The sequence below is a fragment of the Arthrobacter koreensis genome (genome assembly GCF_009193255.1).
Taxonomy (GTDB): domain Bacteria; phylum Actinomycetota; class Actinomycetes; order Actinomycetales; family Micrococcaceae; genus Arthrobacter_B; species Arthrobacter_B koreensis.
In genome coordinates, this window is sequence record NZ_WACG01000002.1 from 438,337 (window position 1) to 463,986 (window position 25,650).

22 protein-coding genes and 1 pseudogene are annotated in these 25,650 nt (G+C 66.1%); 17 read left to right on the forward strand and 6 right to left on the reverse strand.

From position 1 onward, the window contains the following. Positions 1–10: 10 nt before the first annotated feature. The 16 genes and pseudogenes from GD628_RS08955 to GD628_RS09030 all read left to right on the forward strand — a co-directional run bounded on the left by GD628_RS08955 (position 11) and on the right by GD628_RS09030 (position 18,788). A complete protein-coding gene (locus GD628_RS08955) occupies positions 11–1,072 on the forward strand; it encodes a tRNA (adenine-N1)-methyltransferase (protein ID WP_091604826.1) in 1,062 nt (353 codons plus the stop codon). Between the two features lie 194 nt (positions 1,073–1,266). After that, positions 1,267–2,943, forward strand: a pseudogene (gene arc, locus GD628_RS08960) (proteasome ATPase); the annotation flags it as partial. Between the two features lie 14 nt (positions 2,944–2,957). Beyond that, a complete protein-coding gene (gene dop, locus GD628_RS08965) occupies positions 2,958–4,550 on the forward strand; it encodes a depupylase/deamidase Dop (protein ID WP_091604823.1) in 1,593 nt (530 codons plus the stop codon). A gap of 50 nt (positions 4,551–4,600) precedes the next feature. Beyond that, positions 4,601–4,807 (forward strand): ubiquitin-like protein Pup, encoded by a 207-nt coding sequence (locus GD628_RS08970; protein ID WP_152274471.1) that lies wholly within the window; start codon positions 4,601–4,603, stop codon positions 4,805–4,807. A 3-nt stretch (positions 4,808–4,810) separates the two neighbouring features. Further along, positions 4,811–5,635 carry a proteasome subunit beta gene (gene prcB, locus GD628_RS08975; RefSeq protein WP_091604818.1) on the forward strand — a complete coding sequence of 275 codons (825 nt, stop codon included), beginning with the start codon at positions 4,811–4,813 and terminating at the stop codon, positions 5,633–5,635. Between the two features lie 3 nt (positions 5,636–5,638). Next, positions 5,639–6,418 (forward strand): proteasome subunit alpha, encoded by a 780-nt coding sequence (gene prcA, locus GD628_RS08980; protein ID WP_152274472.1) that lies wholly within the window; start codon positions 5,639–5,641, stop codon positions 6,416–6,418. Further along, positions 6,418–7,779: a Pup--protein ligase gene (gene pafA, locus GD628_RS08985; protein WP_091604812.1), complete on the forward strand. Its 1,362-nt coding sequence runs from the start codon at positions 6,418–6,420 to the stop codon at positions 7,777–7,779. The genes prcA and pafA overlap by 1 nt, the downstream gene beginning before the upstream one ends. Positions 7,780–7,931: 152 nt before the next feature. Further along, positions 7,932–8,813, forward strand: a complete 882-nt coding sequence (locus GD628_RS08990) for an FKBP-type peptidyl-prolyl cis-trans isomerase (protein ID WP_091604809.1) — start codon at positions 7,932–7,934, stop codon at positions 8,811–8,813. A 49-nt stretch (positions 8,814–8,862) separates the two neighbouring features. Continuing rightward, positions 8,863–9,258, forward strand: a complete 396-nt coding sequence (locus GD628_RS08995; RefSeq protein ID WP_091604806.1) for an FKBP-type peptidyl-prolyl cis-trans isomerase — start codon at positions 8,863–8,865, stop codon at positions 9,256–9,258. Positions 9,259–9,359: 101 nt separating this feature from the next. Further along, on the forward strand, positions 9,360–11,360 hold the full coding sequence (locus tag GD628_RS09000) for a helix-turn-helix transcriptional regulator (RefSeq protein ID WP_152274473.1): 2,001 nt from the start codon (positions 9,360–9,362) through the stop codon (positions 11,358–11,360). Between the two features lie 74 nt (positions 11,361–11,434). Then, positions 11,435–11,767: a hypothetical protein gene (locus tag GD628_RS09005; RefSeq protein ID WP_091604800.1), complete on the forward strand. Its 333-nt coding sequence runs from the start codon at positions 11,435–11,437 to the stop codon at positions 11,765–11,767. A gap of 32 nt (positions 11,768–11,799) precedes the next feature. Then, positions 11,800–12,093 (forward strand): Sec-independent protein translocase subunit TatA, encoded by a 294-nt coding sequence (tatA, locus tag GD628_RS09010; protein ID WP_091604797.1) that lies wholly within the window; start codon positions 11,800–11,802, stop codon positions 12,091–12,093. 47 nt (positions 12,094–12,140) lie between these two features. Next, the gene (gene tatC / locus GD628_RS09015) at positions 12,141–12,926 is read left to right on the forward strand and encodes a twin-arginine translocase subunit TatC (protein WP_193313231.1); all 786 of its coding nucleotides are present in this window, start codon (positions 12,141–12,143) and stop codon (positions 12,924–12,926) included. A gap of 111 nt (positions 12,927–13,037) precedes the next feature. Continuing rightward, positions 13,038–15,887: a DEAD/DEAH box helicase gene (locus GD628_RS09020; protein WP_152274475.1), complete on the forward strand. Its 2,850-nt coding sequence runs from the start codon at positions 13,038–13,040 to the stop codon at positions 15,885–15,887. Positions 15,888–15,951: 64 nt separating this feature from the next. After that, on the forward strand, positions 15,952–17,592 hold the full coding sequence (locus GD628_RS09025; RefSeq protein WP_226802449.1) for an amidohydrolase: 1,641 nt from the start codon (positions 15,952–15,954) through the stop codon (positions 17,590–17,592). A gap of 467 nt (positions 17,593–18,059) precedes the next feature. Beyond that, positions 18,060–18,788, forward strand: coding sequence for a polyprenol monophosphomannose synthase (locus tag GD628_RS09030; protein WP_152274476.1), 729 nt, complete (start codon positions 18,060–18,062; stop codon positions 18,786–18,788). Between the two features lie 101 nt (positions 18,789–18,889). Here the strand turns inward: GD628_RS09030 and GD628_RS09035 are convergent, their stop codons facing one another. The 4 genes from GD628_RS09035 to GD628_RS09050 all read right to left on the reverse strand — a co-directional run bounded on the left by GD628_RS09035 (position 18,890) and on the right by GD628_RS09050 (position 22,116). After that, on the reverse strand, positions 18,890–19,237 hold the full coding sequence (locus tag GD628_RS09035) for an RNA polymerase-binding protein RbpA (RefSeq protein ID WP_091604785.1): 348 nt from the start codon (positions 19,235–19,237) through the stop codon (positions 18,890–18,892). Between the two features lie 208 nt (positions 19,238–19,445). Beyond that, entirely contained in the window at positions 19,446–20,435 is a 990-nt protein-coding gene (locus GD628_RS09040; protein ID WP_152274477.1) for an SPFH domain-containing protein, read from the reverse strand. Between the two features lie 108 nt (positions 20,436–20,543). Then, complete coding sequence (locus tag GD628_RS09045) at positions 20,544–21,065, reverse strand: NfeD family protein (RefSeq protein ID WP_338083414.1); 522 nt, start codon at positions 21,063–21,065, stop codon at positions 20,544–20,546. A gap of 193 nt (positions 21,066–21,258) precedes the next feature. Continuing rightward, positions 21,259–22,116 (reverse strand): methyltransferase domain-containing protein, encoded by an 858-nt coding sequence (locus tag GD628_RS09050; protein ID WP_152274478.1) that lies wholly within the window; start codon positions 22,114–22,116, stop codon positions 21,259–21,261. Between the two features lie 95 nt (positions 22,117–22,211). Here GD628_RS09050 and GD628_RS09055 point away from each other — a divergent pair, with 95 nt between their 5' ends. Beyond that, a complete protein-coding gene (locus GD628_RS09055; protein WP_152274479.1) occupies positions 22,212–24,281 on the forward strand; it encodes a S9 family peptidase in 2,070 nt (689 codons plus the stop codon). A 74-nt stretch (positions 24,282–24,355) separates the two neighbouring features. Here GD628_RS09055 and GD628_RS09060 read toward each other — a convergent pair whose 3' ends face one another. Continuing rightward, positions 24,356–24,937, reverse strand: coding sequence for a peptide deformylase (locus tag GD628_RS09060; RefSeq protein ID WP_152274610.1), 582 nt, complete (start codon positions 24,935–24,937; stop codon positions 24,356–24,358). Positions 24,938–25,115: 178 nt separating this feature from the next. After that, positions 25,116–25,418 carry a DUF4193 domain-containing protein gene (locus GD628_RS09065; protein ID WP_091604775.1) on the reverse strand — a complete coding sequence of 101 codons (303 nt, stop codon included), beginning with the start codon at positions 25,416–25,418 and terminating at the stop codon, positions 25,116–25,118. Between the last annotated feature and the right edge of the window lie 232 nt (positions 25,419–25,650).

A 25,650-nucleotide genomic window follows, 5' to 3' on the forward strand; every position in this document is an offset into this window, starting at 1 on the left:
ACAGCCACTCATGAACAACCCGGGTACCCCCGAAACCCCTGCCGCGCACGGCGCCGACATGCGCCGCGGACCGCTGCGGCCCGGTGAACGCGTCCAGCTCACCGACGAAAAAGGACGCCGGAACACCATCACCCTCACCGAGGGCGGAGCATTCCACACCCACCGCGGCTACCTCCCGCATGAGGCGGTTATCGGTGTCCCCGAGGGAACCATCGTCACCAACACCACCGGGCACCAGTACCAGGTGCTGCGCCCGCTGCTGTCCGACTTCGTTCTGTCCATGCCGCGCGGTGCAGCCGTCGTCTATCCGAAGGATGCCGGCCAGATCGTGACGATGGCGGACATTTACCCCGGTGCCCGCGTCGTGGAAGCCGGAGTCGGCTCCGGCGCGCTCAGCATCTCCCTGCTCCGCGCGGTGGGCGACAACGGATCCCTGCACTCCTACGAACGCCGCGAGGAATTCGCGGACATTGCCCGCGGCAACGTTGAGACCTTCTTCGGCGGACCGCACCCGGCCTGGAACATTACGCTTGGCGACTTCCAGGACGAGGTGGTCCGCACCCAGGAACCGGGCAGCGTGGACCGCGTGGTACTGGACATGCTGGCGCCCTGGGAATGCACCGACGCGGTGGCTACCGTGCTGGCACCGGGCGGGGTCTGGATTTCCTACGTCGCGACTGTCACCCAGCTCTCCCGCACCGCGGAGGCGATCCGGGCCGACGGCCGGTTCACCGAACCGGAAGGGTGGGAGTCGATGGTCCGCGGCTGGCACCTCGAAGGCCTGGCCGTCCGCCCCGACCACCGCATGGTGGCCCACACCGGATTCCTCCTCTCCGCCCGCCGCCTGGCCGAAGGAGCCACCGGCCTGGTGGCGAAGCGCCGCGCCTCCAAGACCGACTTCAGCCAGGAAGACCTGAACGCCTGGACCCCTGCAGCCGTGGGGGAGCGCGAGGTCTCCGACAAGAAGCTGCGCCGCGCAGCGAAGGACGCCAGCTCCACCGTCCAGCGGGGCGCGCTGGCCAAGGCTGAACGCTTCCAGGAAGAGCACTCCGACGACGGCCCCCAGGGCTAACCCGGCGCCTGATCCGGGCCGCGGCTCAACTCAAGAGACCGCCCCCGGTGTATTGCGTGCGTCACTGCGTTATCGTCAAACGAAGGGACCACAGCGATAAAGGCGGTCGGAAAATGGTTGATGCGGAAAACACCAGCGGGGCCCCGGTGGGCGGCGGAATGGACGGCGGATACGGCACTGACGGCCAGGAATCACGGCAGCTCAACGTTCTTCGGGACAAGCTGCGGAACCTGGACCGCCAGCTCGCAGCGCTGACCCACAACAACGCCCGCCTCGTGGCCATGCTGGAGACGGCCCGGGCGGAGATCGTGCGCCTCAAGGATGCCCTGGAGAAAGAGGGGGCCACGCCGTTCAGTTTTGGGACGGTGATTGCCGTCAATCCGCGGTCCGAGGCCGCGCCGGGAGTGACTACCGCGGCCACGGTTCAGGAGAGCGTGGACATCATCCAGTCCGGCCGCAAGCTGCGGGTAGCCGTGAGCCCCCTGCTGGACCTGGGATTGCTGGTCCCGGGCCAGGAAGTGCTGCTCAACGAGTCGCTGACCGTTGTGGCGGGGCTCGGGTTTGAAAAGGCTGGAGAGCTTTTCACCGTCCAGGAACTGCTCGACGGCGACCGCGCCCTGGTTGTGGGGCGGGCCGACGACGAACGGGTGGTCCGGCTCAACGGCCCCCTGGTTCAGGAAAGGATACGCGTGGGGGACGCCCTCACCGTTGATACCCGGATCGGCTACGCGCTGGAGAAGATCCCGCGCAGCGAAGTTGAAAACCTGGTCCTGGAAGAAGTACCGGATATTTCCTATTCGGACATCGGCGGCCTTGGCCCGCAGATCGAGCAGATCCGCGACGCAGTGGAACTGCCCTTCATGCACCCGGACCTGTATAGGGAACACGGGCTGAAAGCCCCCAAGGGCATCCTGCTGTACGGTCCTCCCGGGTGCGGCAAGACCCTGATTGCCAAGGCGGTGGCGCACTCCCTGGCAGCCCGCGTCATGGAACAGACCGGCACGCCCGGCACACGCAGCTACTTCCTGAACATCAAGGGTCCGGAGCTGCTGGACAAGTATGTGGGGGAGACCGAGCGGCACATCCGGCTGATCTTCTCCCGCGCCCGCGAGAAGGCATCGGACGGGAGCCCCGTCGTCGTCTTCTTCGACGAAATGGACTCACTGTTCCGTACCCGAGGCACCGGTGTGTCCTCCGACGTCGAAACCACGATTGTTCCCCAGCTGCTGAGCGAGATCGACGGGGTTGAGAAACTCGAGAACGTCATCGTCATTGGCGCCTCCAACCGGGAAGACATGATCGACCCGGCCATCCTCCGGCCCGGTCGGCTGGACGTAAAGATCAAGATCATGCGCCCCGATGCCGAGGGCGCGGGTGAAATCTTCGCCAAATACCTCACGCCGGACCTCCCGCTGCACCGCGATGACCTCGCCGAGCACGGGTATGACCCCGTGGCTACGGTCAAGGAGATGATCCGGCGGACCGTGGAGAAGATGTACGCCGAGGACAAGTCCAACGAGTACCTGGAAGTCACCTACGCCAACGGCGACACCGAAATGCTCTACTTCAAGGACTTCAATTCCGGGGCAGTGATCCAGAACGTCGTTGACCGGGCCAAGAAATACGCTATCAAGGACTTCCTGATGCTGCACCAGCGGGGCCTGCGCATCGAGCACCTGATGCGCGCCGTCGTCGACGAGTTCCGCGAACACGAAGACATGCCCAACACCACCAACCCGGACGACTGGGCACGCATCTCCGGCAAGAAGGGCGAACGCATCACCTACATCCGCACGATCATCCAGGGCAAGGCGGGGCAGGAACCGGGCCGGACCATCGAGACCGCAGCCAATCCGGGACAGTATCTGTGACGGTCCGGAGGGTGATGGGCACGGAGACCGAGTACGGCGTACTGGCTCCGGCCCTGCCGAACGCCAACGCCACCGTGCTTTCGAGCCAGGTAGTGAATGCCTACGCCGCCAGCGTCCGTGCCGGATTGGGCAACCTGTCCGGCACGCGCTGGGACTACACGGACGAAGCGCCGCTGAACGACGCCCGCGGATACACGGTGCCCCGGACGGCAGCGGACCCCACCCAGCTCACGGACGCACCGCCCGTGCTGGACGCCGAGCAGATCGCGATGGAAGGCGGGGGACCGTCAGCCCTGTACGGGGAGCAGGAAGACAACTCGGTGCTGATGAACATGGTGCTGGGAAACGGTGCACGGCTGTACGTGGACCACGCCCACCCGGAATACTCCTCGCCCGAGACCACCAATCCCCATGACGCGGTGCTTTGGGACAAGGCGGGGGACGCGGTTGTGCTGACGGCCATGCGGCATATCGCCAGGACCCCGGGCTTCGCGCCGGTGCACCTGTACAAGAACAACACCGACAACAAGGGCGTCTCCTACGGCGCACATGAGAACTACCTGGTGCCGCGCAGCGTTCCGTTTACCCGCCTGGTGGCGGGCCTGCTGCCGTTCTTCGTTTCCCGGCAGGTGATCTGCGGCTCCGGCCGCGTGGGAATCGGGACCAGCAACCAGCGCCAGGGCTACCAGCTGAGCCAGCGGGCAGACTTCTTTGAAACCGAAGTGGGCCTCGAAACCACCATCCGGCGGCCGATCATCAACACCCGGGACGAACCGCATGCAGTGGCGGAGAAGTACCGGCGCCTGCATGTCATCATCGGCGACGGCAACCTCAGCGAAGTTTCGGCACTGCTGAAAATGGGAACCACGTCCGCGGTGCTGTCCCTGATTGAGGACGCAGCCGCTCCGCAGATCGAACTCCGCGACCCGGTGGGCGCGCTGCAGGCCATCAGCCACGACCCGACGCTTACCGCGCTGGTGGAGCTGAAGGACGGCCGAAGCGTCACCGGCCTGGACCTCCAGGAAATGTACCTCGAGGCCGCCGCCACCCATGCTCGCAGGGAGGGCGGGGCCGACGCCGCCACGGAGGACATCCTCAGCCGGTGGACATCTGTGGTGGGAACCCTCAAACGGGACCCCATGGCTGCATCCGCCCAGGTTGACTGGGTTGCGAAGCTCCGGCTGCTGCAGGCGTACCGGGACCGCGACGGGCTGGCCTGGAACGATGCCCGGCTGAACCTGATCGACCTGCAGTATTCGGACATGCGCCCGGAGAAGGGTCTCTATTACCGCCTGGCCGCGCGCGGGCAGATGGAACGGATCCTCACGGACGAGCAGATAGCGGCCGCCGTGGCGGAGCCTCCGGAAGATACCCGGGCCTATTTCCGCGGCCGGTGCATCACCCGGTTCCCGGCCGAAGTGATTGGTGCCAGCTGGGACTCGATCATCTTCGAGCTCCCGTCCCGGCGCCGGCTGCAGCGTATCCCCACGCGGGAGCCGCTTCGGGGGACGAGGGAACTCACGGGTGAACTGTTTGACGTTTCCGCTGATGCGGAGGATTTTGTGGCCCGTCTGCTGACCGGTCCGGAACCTACCGTGGCACCATAGGACCCAGGACACATTCCGCAGCACGGCGTGAGCCGGAAAGGGCAGGCATCATGGCAACCCAGGACCGCAGGAATACCGGAGCACGTCCCCAGGACGTGGAGGAAACCGAAGAGACCGCTCCTCCCGCCGCCGAACCGGCTGAGCAGTCTTCGGCACAGACCGAAGGTGTCGACGACCTGCTGGACGAGATTGACGGCGTGCTGGAGAACAACGCCGAAGAGTTCGTCCGCGGGTTCATCCAGAAGGGCGGTCAGTAGGGGATGGTGCCAACGGATCCTGCACACACGGTGGCCGCGGAGGCGGGCTCATCCTTCAGCGAACACCTCAGCCGCCACCACCCGGAGCTGCTGCCTTCGGCGCGCAGGCTCGGAACAGCTCCCGCAGGATCGGCATCCGCCGCTGCGCCCCAGGCCACCACCATCGTTTCCCTGACGTACGCCGGCGGCGTCCTCATGGCAGGGGACCGGCGGGCAACCATGGGAAACATGATCGCCAGCCGGCACATCCGCAAGGTTTTTCCGGCGGACAGCTATTCAGTGCTGGGCATCGCCGGAACCGCAGGACTGGCGCTGGACATGATCCGGCTCTTCCAGGTTGAACTGGAGCATTACGAAAAGATCGAGGGCACACCGATGAGCCTGGACGGCAAGTCCAACCGGCTCGCGGCAATGGTCCGCCAAAACCTTCCGCTGGCACTCCAGGGCCTGGCGGTCATCCCGCTCTTTGCCGGCTTCGACCTCGAACGGCACACCGGACGCATGTTCTCCTACGACGTGACCGGCGGACGGTACGAGGAGTACGAACACCACAGCGTGGGATCCGGCTCGGTCTTCGCGCGGGGGGCCCTCAAGAAACTCTGGCGCCCCGGGCTGGACCAGGACGAAGCGGTGCGGATCGCCGTCGAATCCCTTTATGACGCGGCGGACGACGATTCCGCCACGGGCGGGCCGGACCTGGTCCGCCAGTTGTGGCCCGTGGTCTACGTGGTCAACTCCGCCGGCATGCGGGAGATCCCCGAACGCGAACTGCACCAGCTCGCCGAGGACCTGGTCTCCCGCCGCTCAGCCGCCGGACGGGAGGCGTAGGAGATGACACAGCAGTTCTACGTCTCGCCCGAGCAGCTCATGAAGGACCGGGCCGATTTTGCCCGCAAGGGAATCGCCCGGGGCCGGTCAGTGGTGGTTTTGACCTGCCGCGACGGGATCGCCTTCGTGGCGGAGAACCCCTCGCCGTCACTGCACAAGCTCGGCGAGATCTACGACCGGATCGGTTTCGCCGCCGTCGGGAAGTACAACGAGTTCGAAAGCCTTCGCCAGGCGGGGGTGCGGTACGCGGATGTCCGCGGCTACTCCTACGCGCGGGAGGACGTTACGGCCCGGGGGCTGGCCAGTGTCTACGCCCAGAGCCTGGGCTCCGTCTTCACCGCGGACGGCAAGCCGTTCGAGGTTGAGCTGGCTGTGGCTGAAGTAGGCAAGGAGCCCTACGCGGACCATCTGTACCGCCTCACCTATGACGGTTCGATAGCGGATGAAAGCAACTACGTGGTGATGGGCGGGCAGGCCGAGGTGGTCAACGACTCACTCGCGCGCACCTGGTCTCCGGACACCACCTTCCATGAAGCCATCAGGGTGGCCGTACGGGCGCTTTCCGCGACTCGCCAGCCGCCGGAGGGCACATCCGGGCAGGCGGCAGAGGCCGTCCAGGCGGCACAGGACCCGGCGCAGGGAACGGAAGTCCTCGGTGCCGGCCTGCTGGAAGTCGCGGTCCTGGACCGTGATCCGCTGTCGACCCGGGGAACCGTCAGGGCGTTCCGCAGGATAGGGACCGTCGAGCTGGACCGTTTGCTGTCCAGCGCGGAAGGAGACTGATGGAACGCAGGATCTTCGGCGTCGAAACCGAATTCGGCATTGCCTACTCCGGTCCGGATTCTCGGCCGCTCTCACCGGAAGAGGTTGCCCGCTACCTGTTCCGGAAGGTGGTGAGCTGGGGGCGTTCCTCAAACGTCTTCCTCACCAACGGCTCCAGGCTTTACCTGGATGTAGGGTCCCATCCGGAGTACGCGACTGCCGAGTGCGATGACCTGGCGCAGCTCATCGCCCATGACCGCGCCGGAGAGCTGATCCTGAACGACCTGGTGGAAGAGGCGGAGGAACGCCTTGCCGCCGAGGGGTTCAACGGCAGCGTGTATCTCTTCAAGAACAACACCGACTCGGCGGGGAACTCCTACGGCAGCCATGAGAACTACCTCATTCCGCGGCGCCTCGAATTCTCCCGGCTGGCGGACATCCTGATCCCGTTCCTGGTCACGCGCCAGCTGCTGGTCGGCGCCGGCAAGGTGCTGCGGACCCAGTCAGGTTCCCTCTACGCGTTCTCCCAGCGGGCAGACCACATCTGGGAAGGCGTGTCATCAGCCACGACGCGGTCGCGGCCCATCATCAACACCCGGGACGAACCGCATGCCGACGCCGAGCACTACCGGCGCCTGCACGTGATCGCCGGGGATTCGAACATGTCCGAGACCACCTCCATGCTCAAGATCGGCTCCGTAGACCTCATGCTGCGCATGATCGAAGCCGGGGTCATCATGCGGGACCTGCGCCTCGAGAACCCGATCCGCAGTATCCGCGAGATTTCCCACGACCTCACCGGTTCGGCACCGCTCAAGCTGGCCAACGGTTCCACCATGACGGCCCTCGAACTCCAGCGCATCTACCTGGAACGGGTGCAGGACTTCGTCCGGGACAACGGCCCGCACAACCGGCACGTGCCGAGGGTGCTGGACCTGTGGGAGCGGACGCTGGACGCCGTGGAGTCCGGGGACACTTCGGGCATCGACACTGAAATCGACTGGGCCATCAAGAAGAAGCTGGTGGACCGGTACGCGGAACGGGGAGGACTGGACATGGGTTCGCCCCGCCTGGCCCAGATAGACCTCACGTACCACGACATTTCGCGCCGCCGCGGTCTGTTCTACCTGCTGCAGTCGCGCGGTGAAACGGCCAGGGTGGTGGAGGACAGCGCGGTCAAGGAGGCCGTGGACGTGCCGCCGCAGAGTACGCGTGCCAAGCTGCGCGGGGACTTCGTACGCCGGGCCAAGGCCGCCAACCGCGACTTCACCGTGGACTGGGTCCACCTGAAGCTCAATGACCGGGCCCAGCAGACCGTCCTGTGCAAGGACCCGTTCGCCGCGGTGGATGAAAGAGTGGAGGCACTGCTGTCCACTCTGTGAGCCGGCTGGCCGCCCGGGCAGCCCCGGAGCGAATCTAGGCTCCTTTCAGGTGGAGGCGTTAGGGTTGGTCTTGCTGCCCGGAGAGGGTGCGGGCACATCCGTTCCCGCATGCTGCCGGCAGAAGACATTTGTCCGCCACTGAAAGAAGTACTGTGCGAAAAGTACTAGCCCTGCTCCTGCCCGCGCTCCTGCTGCTCACCGCATGCTCCGGGGACGGCAGCAGCGATCCGCTCTCCTCCGTCAAGGTCACCTCCAACGGTGACGGCTCCGTCCCCACGGTGGAGTTTGACACGCCCCTCACTGCGGAGGAACCGACCCTGGTTCGGGTGAACGACGGCGACGGCGCTGAACTGGTTGACGGCCAGACCGCTTCCGTGCGGCTCGTGGTCATGGACCCCGAAAGCGGCGAAGCGGGCCAGGAAACCTACACCGCGGAAACCGCTGAAGACATTGCCGTGGATGAGACCCTCAAGCAGGGCAACGAGCAGATGTACAGCGCCCTCGTTGGCGCCCCGGTCGGATCCGACTTCGCCTACTACGTTCCCGGCAACGAGGAGGCCGGCACTGCCACGCAGTTCATCGTCTTCACGCTGACCGACGCCCGGGACATTCCCACCCGTGCCTGGGGCACCGACGTCGACCCGGTCGAGGGCCAGCCCACCGTGACACTGGATGACGACGGCAAGCCGACCATCACCGTCCCTGACACCGACGCACCCACCGAGCTCATCGCCCAGGAACTGAAGAAGGGCGACGGCAAGGTCGTGGAAGCCGACGACACCGTGACCGTCCAGTACCACGGCGTGAAGTGGTCCGACGGTTCCGTCTTCGACTCCAGCTGGGAACGCGGCGCCCCCACCTCCTTCGGACTGAACCAGGTCATCTCCGCCTGGACCGACGGCCTTGCCGGCAAGACGGTCGGATCCCAGGTCCTGATCGTGGCGCCGCCGGCCACCGCCTACGGTTCCTCCGAGGGCAACGAACTCCAGAACGAAACCCTGGTCTTCGTCGTCGACATCCTCGAGGCCAAGTAGCCGGATAATCCGGATAAGATTGCTGGCAGTCCCAAAACGAAGGAGTCCCATGTCATTCGGAAAGCGCGAGTACGACCGCCAGAAGCCGGAGATCGATTTCCCGGAGCACGATGCCCCGACGGAACTCGTCATCGAAGACCTCATTGTCGGTGACGGAGCCGAGGCAAAGCCCGGAGATACCGTCTCAACCCACTACGTGGGCGTGGCCTTTTCCACCGGTGAAGAGTTTGATGCGTCCTGGAACCGCGGCGCCCCGCTGGACTTCACGGTCGGCATCGGCCAGGTCATCCAGGGCTGGGACCAGGGCCTGCTGGGCATGAAGGTCGGCGGACGCCGCCGGCTCGAGATCCCTTCCCACATGGCGTACGGCGACAGGGGAGCCGGCTCGGCAATCGCGCCGGGCGAGTCCCTCATCTTCGTCGTGGACCTGCTCGGGGTCCGCTAGCAGGGAAAACCCCGCTCGCTACAGGGCGGCCCTCCGGTCAGCATGCCACCGGAGGGCCGCCCTTTGCGCGCTTCGGGCGCCAACGGCTGTAGATTAGCCGTGTGTCTCCGAAACCAGCCGAACAACGCACCGAACGCCTGCTGAACCTTGTCATAGCCCTGCTCTCTTCCCGGCGCGGGTTCACCAAGGCCGAACTGTTCGAGGAAATCGAGCTCTACTCCGAGGCAGCATCGCTTGAAGCCCGTGAGAAGCTCTTCGACCGGGACAAGGCCTTCCTGCGCGAGCAGGGCATTCCGGTGGAGTCCTACGGCGAAGACCCGCTCTACGAGCAGGACAACTCGCTGCAGCGCTACCGCATCCGCAGCGAGGAGTACCGGCTGCCCGAAGTTTCCTTCACACCCGCCGAATCGGCCGTGCTGGCCCTGGCGGCCCAGATGTGGGAGCAGGCGGCTCTTGGATCAGCCGCGGCACGGGCGCTCCGCAAGCTCCGCGCCCGCGGTGTCCTGGCCGAAGACGCAGCATCCAGCCCGGTTCATCCGGCGATCCGGACATCGGACCCAAACTTCGCCAAGGTCTTCCGTGCCGTTACGGACCGGACCCCGATCTCCTTCGGCTACCGGGCATCCGCCGGCGAGGAATCGACGCGAAGCGTCCAGCCCTGGGGCATGGGCTCCCGCTACGGCCACTGGTACCTGGTTGGCTGGGACACCGGCAGGAACGCAGAACGGTGGTTCCGGCTCTCCCGCATGACCACCGCAGTTCAGGCCGGAAGGGGAAACTACAGTGTTCCGCCGGACTTCGACATCCATGCGTCGCTGGCTTCCCTGGACCACGTTTTTGCCCCCCGTTCGGCTGCAGTGGATGTCCAGTCCGGCGCAGGCGCCGAACTCCGTCTCCGCGCCGGCGGCGACGCCGATCCAGCCGCGGGCCTGGCGGAACCGCCAGCCGGATGGGACCGCCTCTGGTTCGCAGTCACGGACCTGGAGTCCCTGGCGTCCGACGCCGCTGCCCTGGGTACTGCTGCACGCGCAGTCCATCCGCCCGAACTCAGGGACGCCGTTTCCGCGGCACTGGACCAGGCCCAAAAGTTCCAGGCGGAACCGGTTCCGGAATACGTCCCGGCAGCAGCGGCGCGCGGAACGGCCGCCAAGACCGCCGGGGCGCAGGAGCGCCTCAGCCGGCTCCTGGACCTGGTTCCCTACATCCTGGCCAACCAGGGAGCCGGAATGGCGGAAACCGCCGACCGGTTCGGTATCAGCCAGGAGCAGCTGGCCTCGGACCTGAACCTGCTCTTCGTGAGCGGACCACGGTACTACCCGAACGGCCTGATGGACGTGAACTTCGAGACCGGGGACATCTACATCGATAACGCGGAGAACCTCTCCCAGCCGGTACGCCTCTCCATGGACGAAGCCGCAGCCCTGGTAGTAGGCCTGGATACCCTGGCTGCGCTGCCCGGCGCCGCCCCCACGGACGCCGTCGCCTCGGCCCATGCCAAGCTCACCGAGGCTGCCGGGACTGCGGCTGCCGCCGGCACCTCTCTCGCGGCAGAACTCCTGCCGGCCGGCACGCCGCCGGATCTGCTCACTGAGCTCCAGCAAGCCGTCACCGGTGCCAGGAGCCTGACAATCCGCTACGTCGTGCCGAGCCGGGACGAAGTCTCCGAAAGGGTTGTCGATCCGCGACGCATCTTCTCCGACAACAACACGTGGTACCTGGACGCGTGGTGCCACCGGGCCCAGGCAGGACGGTTCTTCCGGGTGGACAGAATCCTGTCAGCGACGGACAGCGGGAAAGCCGCAACCGGGCTTCCGCAACCGGATGCACAGTTCCCGTCCAGTCTTTTCACCCCGGGGGAGTCCGACGAGTTTGTCACAATCCGCCTTCTCCCGGACGCTTCCTGGGTCGCCGACGCCTACCACGCCGAGAAGCGCGCCCAGCTGCCCGACGGCGGCCAGGCCGTGGTGCTGCGGACGGCCAGCACCGGCTGGATTCCGGGTTTCATTGCACGTCTGCGCGGATCAGCGGCGGTCCTGGAACCTGCCGCACTGCGGGACGAAACCGCCGCCTGGTTGTCCGCAGCGGCAGCGAACTACGCGTGAACAGCCGGTGAAGCCCCGTTTCGGCACGCCGCCATTGACACTGCTTTCCCAGAACCCTCCACTATGCTGGAAGCATGCCTTGGTGGTCGTGGATTCTGATATGGGTTGCTCTTACAGCGGTTGCCCTGCTGCTCTATGTCCTGATCGGCTACCGGCTCTTCCGCAAGTTCATGGCAGTGCTGCGCGAAGTCCAGTCAGCCGGAGCCCGGCTGTCCTTCGCCCCGGGACCTGTTCAGCCCGATACTTCCCTGGAGTTCCGGCCGGCGGTCTTCGAAGATCCGGCGGCTGAACGCCGCCGGTACGACGAGGGCAAACTAGCCAGGAAAGAAGCACGGCGCGAACGCCGTGTACAGCGCCGGATCCTGCGCGGACAACCGCGGGCCTGGCGCGACATTCCCGGGCTCTGACATAAAATGCACGTAAACGAAAGGACACCGGCATGCGCCTAGAAGGCTGGCACATTGTCATCATCATTGTTATTGCGATCCTGCTCTTTGGTGCTCCGAAGCTGCCGGGACTTGCGCGGAGCGTGGGGCAGTCACTGCGTATCTTCAAGTCAGAAGTACGCCAGATGAAGGACGAGAACACCTCTTCCGCCGCTGACGGCGACCCGGTCGAAGGCCGCGTGGTCAACAACCCCGGCCAGGCGACGGGCCAGCAGGGACCGGCCGCGGGACACACGCCGCCTTCCGGGCCCCATACCGGCAGCGGTAACCCGCCCGCCAACCCGTAGCGGCTGTGGCGCTGAAACGGGGGCGCAAATCCAACCCTGAAGGGCGGATGGCCCTCAAGGAGCATCTGAAGGAGTTCCGCAACCGGCTGTTCAAGGCTGCCATCGCGGTGGTCCTGGGCACCGTAGGCGGGTTCTTCCTCTACATGCCCGTCTTCAACGAACTGACGCGCCCGGTGCGGGAACTCTCCGAGGAACAGGGCCGGCTGGCGACCATCAACTTCGACGGTGTGGCTACATCGTTCGACCAGATGATCCAGGTCTCCGTGTTCATTGGCGTGCTGGTTTCGAGCCCCTTCTGGCTCTACCAGCTCTGGGCCTTCATCACGCCTGGCCTGAAGACCAAGGAACGGCGCGCTGCCCTGGGCTTCCTTTCCGCCGCAGTTCCGCTGTTCCTGGCTGGCGTGTACCTGGCGTGGCTGATCCTGCCCAACGCCGTCGGCGTCCTCACTGATTTCACGCCGGAAGGTGCAGCGAACGTCATCACCGCCTCGGTGTACCTGGCCTTCGTCCTGAGGCTGCTGCTGGCATTCGGCATTGCCTTCCTGATCCCGGTGGTCATGGTCGGGCTGAACCTCCTGGGCCTGCTCAGCGGCAGGACAATCGTGAAGTACTGGCGGATCACGGTCTTCATCATCTGCCTCTTCGCTGCCATGGCAGCGCCGGGCGGAGACGCGCTGAGCATGTTCTACCTTGCGGCGCCGCTGCTGGTGCTCTTCGCCGTAGCGGCGGGCCTGTGCTTCATCAATGACAAACGGCGGGCACGGCGCAGTGCAGCGCGTGAAGCCGCCGTCGAGGCCGAGGCGGACAAGGCATCGGTCCTCCCGGACGCGTAGCTGCCCCGGCCCCCCGGGGGGGGGGGGGGGGAGCGGTTCCGTGCTTCGCTCGGGGCCGGTACCCGCAGCCGGCAGGACGAAGACGCTCGCCGGAGCGTCTAGGCTGGAGATATGACTTCCCCGTCTGAACGGTATCTCGCCGCCAAGGAACGCACCGGCCACGCACGTACCCGTCTGGGAGTCTTCGAGCAGTCCCTGGGATTCGAGCTTGATCCCTTCCAGCTCGAGGCGTGCCGCTCGGTGGAGGCAGGCCGCGGCGTCCTGGTTGCCGCCCCGACCGGTGCCGGAAAGACCGTGGTGGGGGAGTTCGCCGTTTACATGGCCCTCGAACGCGGGCTAAAGGCGTTCTACACCACGCCGATCAAGGCCCTGAGCAACCAGAAGTACACGGAACTCTCCGCGTCCTACGGCGCTGAAAACGTAGGCCTGCTCACCGGAGACACCAGCATCAATCCGGACGCGCCCGTCGTCGTGATGACCACCGAGGTGCTTCGCAACATGCTCTACGCGAACTCGGACACCCTGGATGACCTCGGCTACGTGGTGATGGACGAGGTGCACTACCTCGCCGACCGTTTCCGCGGCGCCGTCTGGGAAGAAGTCATCATCCACCTGGGTTCCGACGTCCAGCTCGTCTCGCTGAGCGCCACCGTGTCCAACGCCGAGGAGTTCGGCGCCTGGCTGGACACAGTGCGCGGTGATACCGACGTCGTCGTGACCGAACACCGTCCGGTGCCGCTCTGGCAGCACGTGATGGTTGGCCGGGACATCCTGGACCTGTTCGCCACTGACGTGTCCTTTGACGAGACGGCCGGTGCCGATGCCGGACCGTCCGGCTCCGGAGGCAAGGTCAAGGTCAACCCCGAACTGCAGGAGCTGGCCCGCAGCGAGTCGCGGCTGAACCAGCGCGGCCGGTGGTCCGGGCCGCGGTCCGGTCCGGGCGGCCGCAAGCCCGCCAATGCCCGCCGCGGGCCGTCCGGCTCCAACGCTCTGACCCGTACCCCGAGGGCGTCCCGCCCGCAGGTGATCAGCCAGCTGGACAAGCGGGGACTGCTTCCGGCCATCACCTTCATTTTTTCCCGGAACGCCTGTGACGGCGCTGTCCGCCAGTGCGTGGATTCCGGCCTGACCCTCACCAGTGAGGCGGAGCGCCAGGTCATCGCCAGGACCGTGGATCAGGCCGCCCGGGACATCCCCGAGGATGACCTGGAAGTCCTGGGCTTCTGGACCTGGCGTGAAGGGCTGATCCGTGGTTTTGCCGCCCACCACGCCGGGATGCTGCCGACTTTCAAGGAAGTAGTGGAGAAGCTCTTCGCTGCCGGCCTGGTACGGGCGGTGTTCGCGACTGAAACCCTGGCCCTGGGCGTCAACATGCCCGCACGCTCAGTGGTCCTGGAGAAGCTGGACAAATTCAACGGGGAAGCCCACGTCGATGTGACGGCAGGGGAGTACACCCAGCTCACGGGGCGCGCGGGCCGGCGCGGAATCGACGTCGAAGGCCACGCCGTGGTGCTCTGGCAGCCGGGCACTGATCCCGCGGCTGTAGCCGGGCTCGCGTCCCGCCGGACGTATCCGCTGAACTCATCCTTCCGCCCCACCTACAACATGAGCATCAACCTGATCGCCCAGTTCGGCCGGGACCGTGCGCGGGAGATCCTTGAATCGTCCTTTGCCCAGTTCCAGGCCGACCGTTCGGTGGTGGGCCTGGCCCGCCAGGTCCGCTCACGCGAGGAATCCCTGGCCGGCTACGAGAAGGCAATGACCTGCCATCTGGGAGACTTCACCGAGTACGCCGCGCTGCGGCGCCAGCTTTCGGACCTGGAGCACAATGCGTCGCGGTCCAGGGCACGAAGCCAGCGCAGCGCTGCCGCCGCGTCCCTGGAAACTCTTCGTCCCGGCGACGTCGTGGACATCCCCGGCGGGCGGAACCCGGGCCACGCGGTGGTGCTCTCCACAGACTCCGGTGCCCGCGATCCACGCCCGGCCATCCTGACCGAGGACAAGCAGCTGCGCCGCCTGCACGTCCAGGACCTGGACGGCGCCGTGAATGTGGTGTCCCAAATCCGCATCCCGAAGTCCTTCAACGCCCGGAGCCCCAAGGACCGCCGGGACCTGGCCGCGTCCCTGCGCAACGCGCTGCGGGAGCACCGTCCGCCGCGTCCAGCAGGCACCCGCGGCGCATCCCTGCACGCCGGTGGCACCGACCGGCAGGAACAGGCCATAGCCGAGCTGCGCCGCAAGATGCGCGCCCACCCCTGCCACGGCTGCAGCGACCGTGAGGACCATGCCCGCTGGGCCGAACGCTGGTGGAAGCTGCGCCGCGAAACAGACAACCTCGCGGCGCAAATCCGCGGCCGTACCAACACGATCGCGAAGACCTTCGACCGCGTCAGCTCAGTCCTGGAACACTACGGCTACGTTGCGTCGGACGGAGAGGACGCCCTGAAGGTTACCTCCGCCGGCAGCAAGCTTCGTCGAATTTACGGCGAGAAGGACCTGCTGGCCGCCCTCGGCCTGGAGAACGGGGCCTTCGACGACGTCGACGCCGTCGAGCTGGCCTGCCTCGCCACCGCACTGGTGTACCAGCCCAAGCGGGAAGAACGGGGCCTGCGCCCGAAGATGCCCAGCGCCGTCCTGGACGGAGCCGTGGACATCCTCATCCGGCAGTGGTCCGAGCTGACGGACCTGGAGGAAGCGGATAAGCTCCCCGTCACGGGCGAACCGGAACTGGGCCTGGTGTGGCCAATGTACAAGTGGGTCCGGGGCAAGCACCTGCAGGTGGCGCTGAACGGCACCGAGCTGGCTGCCGGCGACTTCGTCAGGTGGTCCAAGCAGGTCATCGACCTGATCGACCAGCTGGCCAAGGTTCCGGATATTTCCACCGACCTGCGCCGGCGCTGCCGTGAAGCAATCGACCTGATCAAGCGCGGAGTCGTCGCCTACTCCGCAGTGAGTGAATAACTTCCGGCCCGTCTGCGTTCCCTTCCACGAGAACCTCGAAACAAACCACAGAACAGGTGAGTCCTTGAACAGCACGGCCCCGGCCAATGCCCTGACCCTTTACCGCAACGGTTCGGTCTACAGCTCAGCAGATCCCTTCGCCACGGCCATGCTGGTGGACGGCGGCACAGTCGCCTGGGTCGGTTCAGAGCAGGCAGCCACTTCCATCCAGGATGACAAGATGCAGGTGGTGGACCTGCAGGGTGCGCTGGTAGCCCCCGGCTTCGTGGATTCCCACGTCCACCTGACGGAGACCGGACTGGCGGCCTCGTCAGTGGACCTCTCCGGTGTGCGAAGCCTGGCCGAGATGCTGGACGCCGTGGCGGCCGAGGCTGGGCGAACGACCGGCCTGATTATTGGGCACGGCTGGGACGAGTCCGGCTGGCCCGACCGCCGCGTGCCTACCGCCGCTGAACTGGACCGGGCATCGGGGAACCGCAGCGTTTACCTGGCACGCGCAGATGTGCACTGCGCGGTGGTGTCCGGCACCCTTGCCGCCGAACTTGGGCTCTCGGCACGGGACGGCTGGGAGGACGGCTTTGTAATCCGGGATGCGCACGAAACTGCGCGTACCGTCTCCCGCAGCCTCTCCCTGACCGAGCGGGCCCGCTACCAGCGCGCGGCCCTGGACCTCGCCGCTTCGCAGGGAATTGTTGCCGTGGCAGAGATGGCCGCCCCGCATATTGCTCCGGCAGAGGACCTCCGGCAGCTCCTGGGACTTGAAGGCAGCCTCGGCGAGGCACCGTCACCGCAGGTGCTGCCGTACTGGGGCCAGCTGGCGCAGAGCGAGTCCGAACTCGCGGAGATTGTTTCCTCCTTCGACGGCCGCCTGCTGGGGCTGGCCGGGGACCTGAACATTGACGGTTCCATCGGTGCGCGGACGGCTTCGCTGCGCGCACCCTACGCTGACGCTCCGGAGACGGAGGGCAGCCTGTACCTCAGCGCGGAGCAGGCAGCCAGGCACGTGGAACTCGCAACGCGGGCGGGCCTGCAGGCGGGTTTCCATGTCATCGGCGACGCCGGACTGGACACCGTCATCCAGGCACTGGACCTGGCGGCAGCTTCCGTTGGCGAGCCGGCCATCCGTGCCGCACACCACCGGCTGGAGCACCTTGAGCTCAGTGACGACTCAGCCATTGCGGACCTGGTCCGGTTCGGGACCACTGCGAGCATGCAGCCTGCCTTTGACGCGCTCTGGGGCAACGAGGGCGGCATGTACGCCCAGCGGCTGGGGGAGCGCAGCACGGCAATGAACCGGTTCGCGTCTCTGTTCTCCGCCGGCGTCCCCGTCGTCTTCGGCTCCGATGCCCCGGTAACGGCCCTCGATCCGTGGCGCGCCGTCCGCGCTGCAGTCATGCACAACAATCCCGCACAGCGCATCTCCGCCCGTGCAGCGTTCATTGCGCATACGCGTGCAGGCTGGCGTGCCGCAGGAACCGGCAATCCCATGCTCGGGCAGCTCGCTCCGGGTACGCCGGCCTCCTTCGCCGTGTGGGAGGCCGATGAGCTGATGGTGCAGACCCCGGATGCATCGGTAGCTTCCTGGAGCACCGATCCGCGTGCCGGCACTCCGCTGTTGCCCGCACTGGACACCGAGCAGCTGCCGCGCTGCCTGCAGACCGTCCACCTGGGGACCGAGCTGTACCGGGCAGCCGATTTTAGCTAGGCCCCCGAAAAAAATTAGTACGTCTACTTACCTATGAAGTGGCTTCTGACCTGCGGCGATACACATTAGCGCCTAGTCAGGAAACATGTTGACACCTCCCGCTCAGGACGTAGTCTAGACAGACCGCGGCACGGACCGGCACCACGCCGGAACCCAGCTGCCCCGGCCCGGGCACGTTTGTGTGGGGGTGATGGTCCTCCACCCGGAAGCGGTGCAGGGCCATCTGCAGCAACTTTCGCTGCGCACTTGGGGACAGGTTCAACCGTCAGTAGAAAACAGGTCCGGAGCCTCCGGAACTGGCCCGAAGACGGAGGTGCCTGTCCCTTTGTGCGCCTGCGTCCGGACCAGGCGCACGCCTCGCCAGGCCGGCGTCGGGCACCGTCCCATATACTGGTGGTTCTGCCCCCGTCCGCAGACCCCTTCCGAGCCGCGATCAGCGCGGCTCGTGTTCGTTGAAAGGCCTTTGAGTGCGCGTCCTCACCATCATCCCCACCTACAACGAGATAGAATCGCTGCCCAAAACGCTTCAGCGGCTCCGCGCGGCCGTACCGGACTCGGATGTGCTCATTGCCGACGACAACAGCCCGGATGGCACCGGCGCCTACGCCGACGAACAGGCGGCACTCGATCCGGCGGTGCACGTGCTGCACCGCAAGGGCAAGGAAGGCCTGGGAGCGGCATACATTGCAGGGTTCCGCTGGGGCCTTGAACACGGCTACGACGTCCTGGTGGAAATGGACGCTGACGGTTCCCACAAACCGGAGCAGCTCCCGCTGCTGCTGGAGGCCTCCGCTGCAGGTGCTGACCTCGTGATCGGCTCGCGCTGGGTTCCCGGCGGATCGGTAGTGAACTGGCCGCTGCGCCGCAAGCTGCTCTCCCGTGCAGGCAGCACCTACAGCCGGCTGATGCTCGGCATCCCGGTCCGGGACATCACCGCAGGATACCGTGCCTTCAAGCGGACCACCCTGGAGAAGCTGGACCTGTCCGCCGTTGAATCAGTGGGCTACGGCTTCCAGGTTGATATGACCTTCCGGGTGGCCCGGCTCGGCCTGAAGATCACCGAAGTGCCCATCACCTTCGTTGAGCGCGAGTTCGGTGCCTCCAAGATGAGCGGCAACATCGTTTTCGAGGCGATTGCCAACGTCACCAAGTGGGGGATGGCAGCTCGCTGGAACAAACTGACGAAGCGGGGGTAGGCCCATCCCGGCGGCCTGGAGGAGGCTGCCGCGGGAAACGGCGAAGGCCGGCAGCGTTGAGCTGCCGGCCTTCGCCGTGGGGGATGCCGTGCGGCACCTGCCTAGGACGCGGCGCGTTCTCCGCGGCGTTCGCGGAGCTTGTCCAGCCGGTCCTGGAGAATCACTTCGAGTTCTTCGATGCTGCGGCGTTCGAGCAGCATGTCCCAGTGCGTACGCACCGGCTTGTCGTTGCTGGTGTCCGGCTTCTCGCCGTCAACCAGCAGCGCTTCCTTACCGGTCTTGGAAACCCAGACCGGGGGAACCTCTGCCTCGGCGGCGAAGGTTACGAACACGCGTTCGCCGTCCTCGCAGCGGTACTCGACACGCTGGCGGGGAGCCGGCTCGACGCCGGATTCCGTCTCCATGCTCTGCGCACCCAGTCGCATACCCCGCAGGCTACGATCGCTCATCTTTTCTCCCTCATCAGTTTCGAAAGGCCCAGGGGCCCATCAGTAATGCCCGCTGCCCGTAGGGACAGCCGCTCAAGCTGCTGCCGGCTGCACACCGGCTTTTCTCATCCGGTTCAACGCCAGAACCGCGAATCCTGTTCCCGTCAGACCCAGAACCCCGGCGAACAGTCAATTATAGCCGGAGACGGGCACTGCGGCGACTGGCAGCCTAGGAAGCGCCGTCGCCGGTGTCGGCACGGAGGGTTGCGGTGGTATCGGTAGACGCGGTTCCGGCGTCGGCAGGCCTTCCGGTCCCGGAGCCAGCCGCCGGCCGGACATCCGGCAGGTAGTCGCCCAGGGCCGAACCGACACCGCGGAGCGCTTCACCGAGTTCGCTGGGGATGATCCACAGCTTGTTTGAATCACCTTCGGCGAGTTTGGGCAGTGTTTGAAGGTACTGGTACGCCAGGAGCTTCTGGTCCGGGTTGCCCTTGTGGATCGCGTCAAAGACCTTCTGAATGGCCTGGGCTTCACCGTCAGCGCGGAGGATCGCAGCCTTGGCATCACCCTCGGCGGCAAGGATGGCTGCCTGGCGACGGCCCTCAGCGGTGAGGATCTGTGACTGCTTCGTACCTTCGGCAGTGAGGATCGTTGCCCGGCGCTCACGCTCGGCGCGCATCTGCTTTTCCATCGAGTCCTGGATGGACAGGGGCGGCTCAATGGCCTTGAGCTCAACCCGGGAAACCCGGATGCCCCAGCGTCCGGTGGCTTCGTCGAGCACGCCGCGCAGCTGGCCGTTGATCCGGTCGCGGGAGGTCAGCGCTTCTTCGAGGTTCAGGCCGCCGACGACGTTGCGGAGGGTCGTCGTGGTCAGCTGTTCCACGGCATGGATGTAGTTGGCAATCTCGTAGGTCGCGGCACGGGCGTCAGTGACCTGGAAGTAGACCACGGTGTCGATGGAGACCACGAGGCTGTCCTCGGTGATCACCTGCTGCGGCGGGAAGGACACAACCTGCTCGCGGAGGTCCAGCAGCGGAAGCAGCCGGTCCACGAACGGGATGAGGATATTCAGGCCCGGATTCAGCGTGCGCAGGTACTTGCCAAGGCGTTCAACGACGCCGGCCCGGGCCTGCGGAATGATCCGGATGGACTTGACCAGGACGACCAGGACAAAGATGACCAGGACAGCCAGGATGACTAACAGGACGGTGGTTTCCATATTCCCCCTTGCATTGCGGCCGGACAGCATTGGTGTCCGGCCTGGTTGTTGCCCCGTGCCAAGGAGCGCTGGGACCCCGTCCGGTTGGCGGGGTTCCCGTGGTGGTAGTTAGCGGCGGCCGTTCACACCGCCGTCGTCTTCGGGGTGCCCGTCGATGGACCGGGTATCAGCGGCGCGCAGCGGCTCCACGACCGCGGTGGCGCCTTCGATCCGGGTTACCTCCACCTGCTCGCCCGCAGGCAGCAGGGAGCCGTCTCCGGTGCGCGCGGTCCAGGTATCTCCCGCGAGCTTTACCGTCCCGGTGCGGGACCCCACGGGCTCCAGCGTCACGGCGGTGTCCCCGATGAGCCGCTCTATGTTCGAGCGCTGCTCCTTGCTCCCGGTCTTGAGGTGTTTCAGGGCAGCGGGCCTGACCAGGACAATCATCAGCAGTGCAACGACGCAGAAGACGACGACCTGCAGGAAAAGGGGCGCGGAGAGAATCGCGGCCAGCATGGCAGCCAGGGCACCCACCGAGAGCATGGCAAAGAAGAGGTCCAGGGTGAGGGTCTCGATCGCCGCGAAACCCAGGAAGAGGACGAGCCAGAGAACCCAGCCGTAGTCGACAAGCCAGTTGTACAGTTCCTGCATGATCTTCCCTCCGGCTCCGACCATCCCGGTGCCGGGTGCTGCAGAGCCGTCCAGCGCCGGGCGGAGTGGGTTAGTTACGGGCTTTGTGGCTTATTCTGCCTGATAAACGCGGGTTTACCTAGGCGCACCCGGTTACGGGTGTGGCACGATTCGGGGCCGCGGGCGTACCTGCGGCCCGGGGATCAGCGCCTGTTCAGGCCGCAGCCCGGAACTGCTGCAACGCAAATGCCGCGGTTACCGGCAGCGGGAATTCGGTTCGGTCAAGGGTGCCGGCGAGGGCATCCGCGTCCACGTGGTGCGCGGAAGGACCCATCAGGACCACGTTTTCGACGTCGGTCCGGCCCAGTGCCATGGTGTACTCAAGATGCTCCGCCGGCCCGGCCTCGAATTCGGGTCCCAGTGACTGCGCCACACGCGCTTCCTTTTCACTGCCGATCTCCAGCATGCCGGCCAGGCCCCGTATCTCCTGCAGGTGGCCCGGCAGGGGAGTGACTACCAGAAGCACGCCGCCCGGGGCGAGCACCCGGCGGAATTCGGCGGCGTTCCGGGGCGCGAAGACGTTGAGCAGGACGTCGGCTGCCCCGTCCGCCAGCGGCAGCGGGCGCCATACATCCCATACCAGGGCGAAGCCCGCCGGCAGCACCCGTGCGGCCCGGCGAAGGGCGAACTTCGAAATGTCCAGCGCAACGGATACGGATGCTCCCGCTGCCTGTTCCGCTTCCCGGAGGTAGTAGCCGGTGCCGGCCCCGGCGTCGAGGAGGACAGGTCCGGTTCCAGCATCTGCGGCTGATGCTCCAGCCGCCAGGTCGGCTAGCCTGCGTGCCAGCGGCTCGTAATGTCCGGCCTCGAGGAACGCACTCCGCGCCTGGACCATCGCCGCGGTATCCGCCTGGAACTTGGTGCCGGCCCCGGTAAGCAGGTTGAAGTATCCCTGCTTGGCGGCGTCGTACCGGTGTCCCGAGGGACAGCTGAGCCGGGTCCGTGCAGCATCAGGGCGAAGGTCACCGCCGCAGTTTGGGCAGGTCAGCAGGCGGCGTTTTCCGGTGGGCATATCCCAATCTTAGGCCGCGCACGGTTCCGGCCAGCGAGCGCGGTCCTTTCCGGGTGCCGCCTGGGGAGCGCCGGTGTATTGCTAGGCTCGGTTCCATGAAACCCAGTGATTTGGATCTCCTGAACTCCGTCTCCGAACCGTCCCTCAGCCCCGACGGCACCCGAACCGTGGCCTCCGTCCAGCGGCCCGACTTCGCGGCAGACTCCTACGTCGGCCAGCTGTGGGATGTCCGCCTGGACGGGTCAGCGCCGCGGCGCCTGACCCGCGGATACAGTGACTCCGCACCCCAGTTCTCGCCGGACGGATCGGTGATCGCCTTCCTGCGTTCGGCACCTGGGGGCCGTCCGCAGCTCTATGCCATTCCGTCCGATGGCGGTGAGCCGGTCCAGCTCACGGACCGCCATCTGGGCGTCTCCTGGTTCAGGTTCTCGCCGGACTCCCGGCACATCCTCTTTTCCTCCCGGGAACCTGAACACGGCCGTTACGGAACCGTCGACGGCGTTTCGTCCGGCGCGGAGGACCCGCGCCTGATCACCACCCTGAACTACCGGATGAACGGTGCCGGCTACACCCGGGACAAGTTCGTCCAGGCGTTCGTCGTGCCGGTGCCGGACCTGGCTGCGGAGCCTTTCGTTGCGCCGGTGGGCCGGGCAGCGGAGGCAGCGCCGAAGGATGAGCGCAAAACGGCCGGGCTGCCGGAGGCGAGGCAGCTCACGGACTTCGACGCCGATGTCAGCAACCCGGTCTTCACTGCGGACGGATCCGCCATTCTCTTCACTGCTGCCCTGCACAGCGATGCCGATACGGACCTGGTCACCGATGTCTACGAGCTGCGCCTGGACGGCGCCGGCGAACCGCGCAGGCTGAGCAACCTTGGCGGCAGTCGCCTGAGCGTTTCGCACCCGGTGCAGAGCGCCGACGGCGGCTGGCTGTATTACCTCGGACAGGATGTCTCCGAGACAGGCCTGGATTTCGTAGCGCGCAACACCGCACTCTATGCGGCCCCCATGGCGGATCCGGCAGCCGCCTCGCGGCTGACGGATCCCGAGGGAATGGACCTCGCCGGGGGACCGGTTGTCCCGGCGGGGGACAGCGTCCTCGTCCTCAACCTCAACCGCGGTGCCTGTGAACTGCTCAGCATCGACCGGACCGGTGCGCTCAGCACCCTGGTGTCCGGTCCACGCGTGGTGACCGGGGCAGCGGAAGCTGCCGGCACCGTAGTGGTTGCCTTCACCGATCAGCAGACCAGCGGTGATTTGGCCGTCGTGGATCCGTCCGCTGCCGGCCAGCTCCGTGTCCTCACGGACTTCTCGGCCGGTTTCCGGGAGAAAGCCGGCGTGCTGCCGCTGGTGGAGGAGACACACCCCTCCGCGGACGGCTATCCCGTCCACGGCTGGGTTGTGCTGCCTGAAGGCGAAGGCCCGCATCCGGTGCTGCTGAACATCCACGGTGGTCCGTTCTCACAGTACGGCTGGGGTCTCTTCGACGAGGCACAGGCCTATGCCGCTGCCGGGTACGCGGTGCTGATGTGCAACCCGCGCGGTTCTTCCGGCTACGGCCAGGAACACGGAAGGGCGATCAAGGAGGCGATGGGAACCCTGGACCTCCAGGACGTCCTTGGTTTCCTCGAGGGGGTCCTGGCAGCTCATCCGGAGCTCGACGGCGAACGGCTGGGCGTTATGGGCGGGTCCTACGGCGGCTACCTGACGGCCTGGACCATCTCACAGGACCAGCGGTTCACCGCCTCCATCGTTGAGCGCGGTTTCCTGGACCCGCTGTCCTTCATCGGCTCAGCCGACATTGGCTGGTTCTTCTCGGCCGCATACACGGGCAGCGATCCGGAGAAAGTTGCGGCCCAAAGCCCGTTCGCCCAGGTGGACAAGGTTCGCACGCCGACCCTCGTGATCCACTCCGAGGAGGACCTGCGCTGCCCGGTGGAGCAGGCACAGCGCTACTACACCGCGCTGAAACTGCAGGGGGTTTCCACCGAGCTGCTGCTTTTCCCGGGGGAGAACCACGAACTCTCGCGCGCCGGAACGCCGTGGCACCGGCGGCAGCGGTTCGAGCACATCCTGCGCTGGTGGGCCCGGTGGCTGCCTACCCCGGCGAACCGGGCCGAATCCAGTGAAGAAGCCGGTAAGCAGCCGGCAACTGCGGCCGTCTAGGGCTTCCGGACCTGCTGTGGGACTCTGGGAGCCGGGGTTCCGCAGCAGGTCCTTCCTGCTTCGCCGCAGACGGCCTAGAAGCCCAGGGTCCGGCGGGCGGCCTCGATGTCTTCAGCTGCCCAGCGGGGATACTCCGCGTTGGAACTCAGCGAACGGGTGAAGGCCTTGTCCACGTACACGATTCCGTTCAAATGGTCCGTTTCGTGCTGGACGATCCGTGCGGGCCAGCCTGAGAACGAACGCTGCTGCGCCTGGCCGTGCTCGTCCTCGTAATCCAGTCGGACGGAACGGTACCTTTCCACAACTCCCTGATAGCCCTCGAAGGAGAGGCAGCCTTCGTAGAACGCTGCCGTCTGCGTGCCTTCGGGCTCGTAGCGCGGGTTGATGATGGTGAAGAACTCCAGCGGGGTGCGTTCCCGTATTTCCGCGGCCTCGGGATCCGGCGCGTAGGCGTCCTCGAGGACGGCCAAACGCAGCGGTATGCCAATCTGCGGGGCAGCCAGTCCCACACCGGGGGCGTGGTGCATGACACGCCTCATGAGACCGATCAAGGCCTGGAGTTCGTCTGCCTGGAGCTGTCCTTCATAGGGCAGGGCCGGACGGCGGAGCACGGGGTGTCCCAGCTGGACGATGGGAACAAGATCCTGCTCCAGCATCGGAAGGACCAGGGAGCGGATGGCGGCGGGCGACTCCGCTGCACTGGGTTCGTAGATCACGGATCCATCCTAGTGGCCCCGGCACAACCGGCACGCCGGGCGGCTGGCTTCCGGAGACGCTTGAGGCCCCCGGCATTCCTGCCGGGGGCCTCAAGTGTTGACGTGCAGGGAAGAGGCGTTAGCCTTCGCAGTCCACGCAGTACTTGTCGCCGTTCTTCTCCAGTGCGATCTGGGAGCGGTGACGAACAAGGAAGCAGGACATGCAGGTGAATTCATCGGCCTGCGCCGGAACAACCTTGATCAGCAGTTCTTCGCCGGAGAGGTCGGCGCCCGGAAGGTCGAACCCGTCGATAGCGTCGGATTCCTCGACGTCGATAACCGCCGTCATCGCCCCGCCGCGCTGCTGGGCCTTCAGCCCCTCCAAAGAGTCCGTCGGCTGGTCTTCTTCTTTGACGCGGGGTGCATCGTAATCGGTAGCCATGTGTAGTGCTTGTCTCCTGAATTTGTGGGGGGTTCGAGCGTAGATCATATAGGTGAAGCCGCATAACACACCAAACGGCTTCTGAATAGGTCTTTCTGTGGCAGCTCCGCAGAATTCCTGCCGCTGGCTCCGGACAGGGTGCCCCGGAGCGCCGGCCAGGACGTTCCGCGTCAGGTGATCCTGCAGCTGGACGTGTGTAGCAGGGGAGCTCGAATCCCCGCACTTTCCGCTT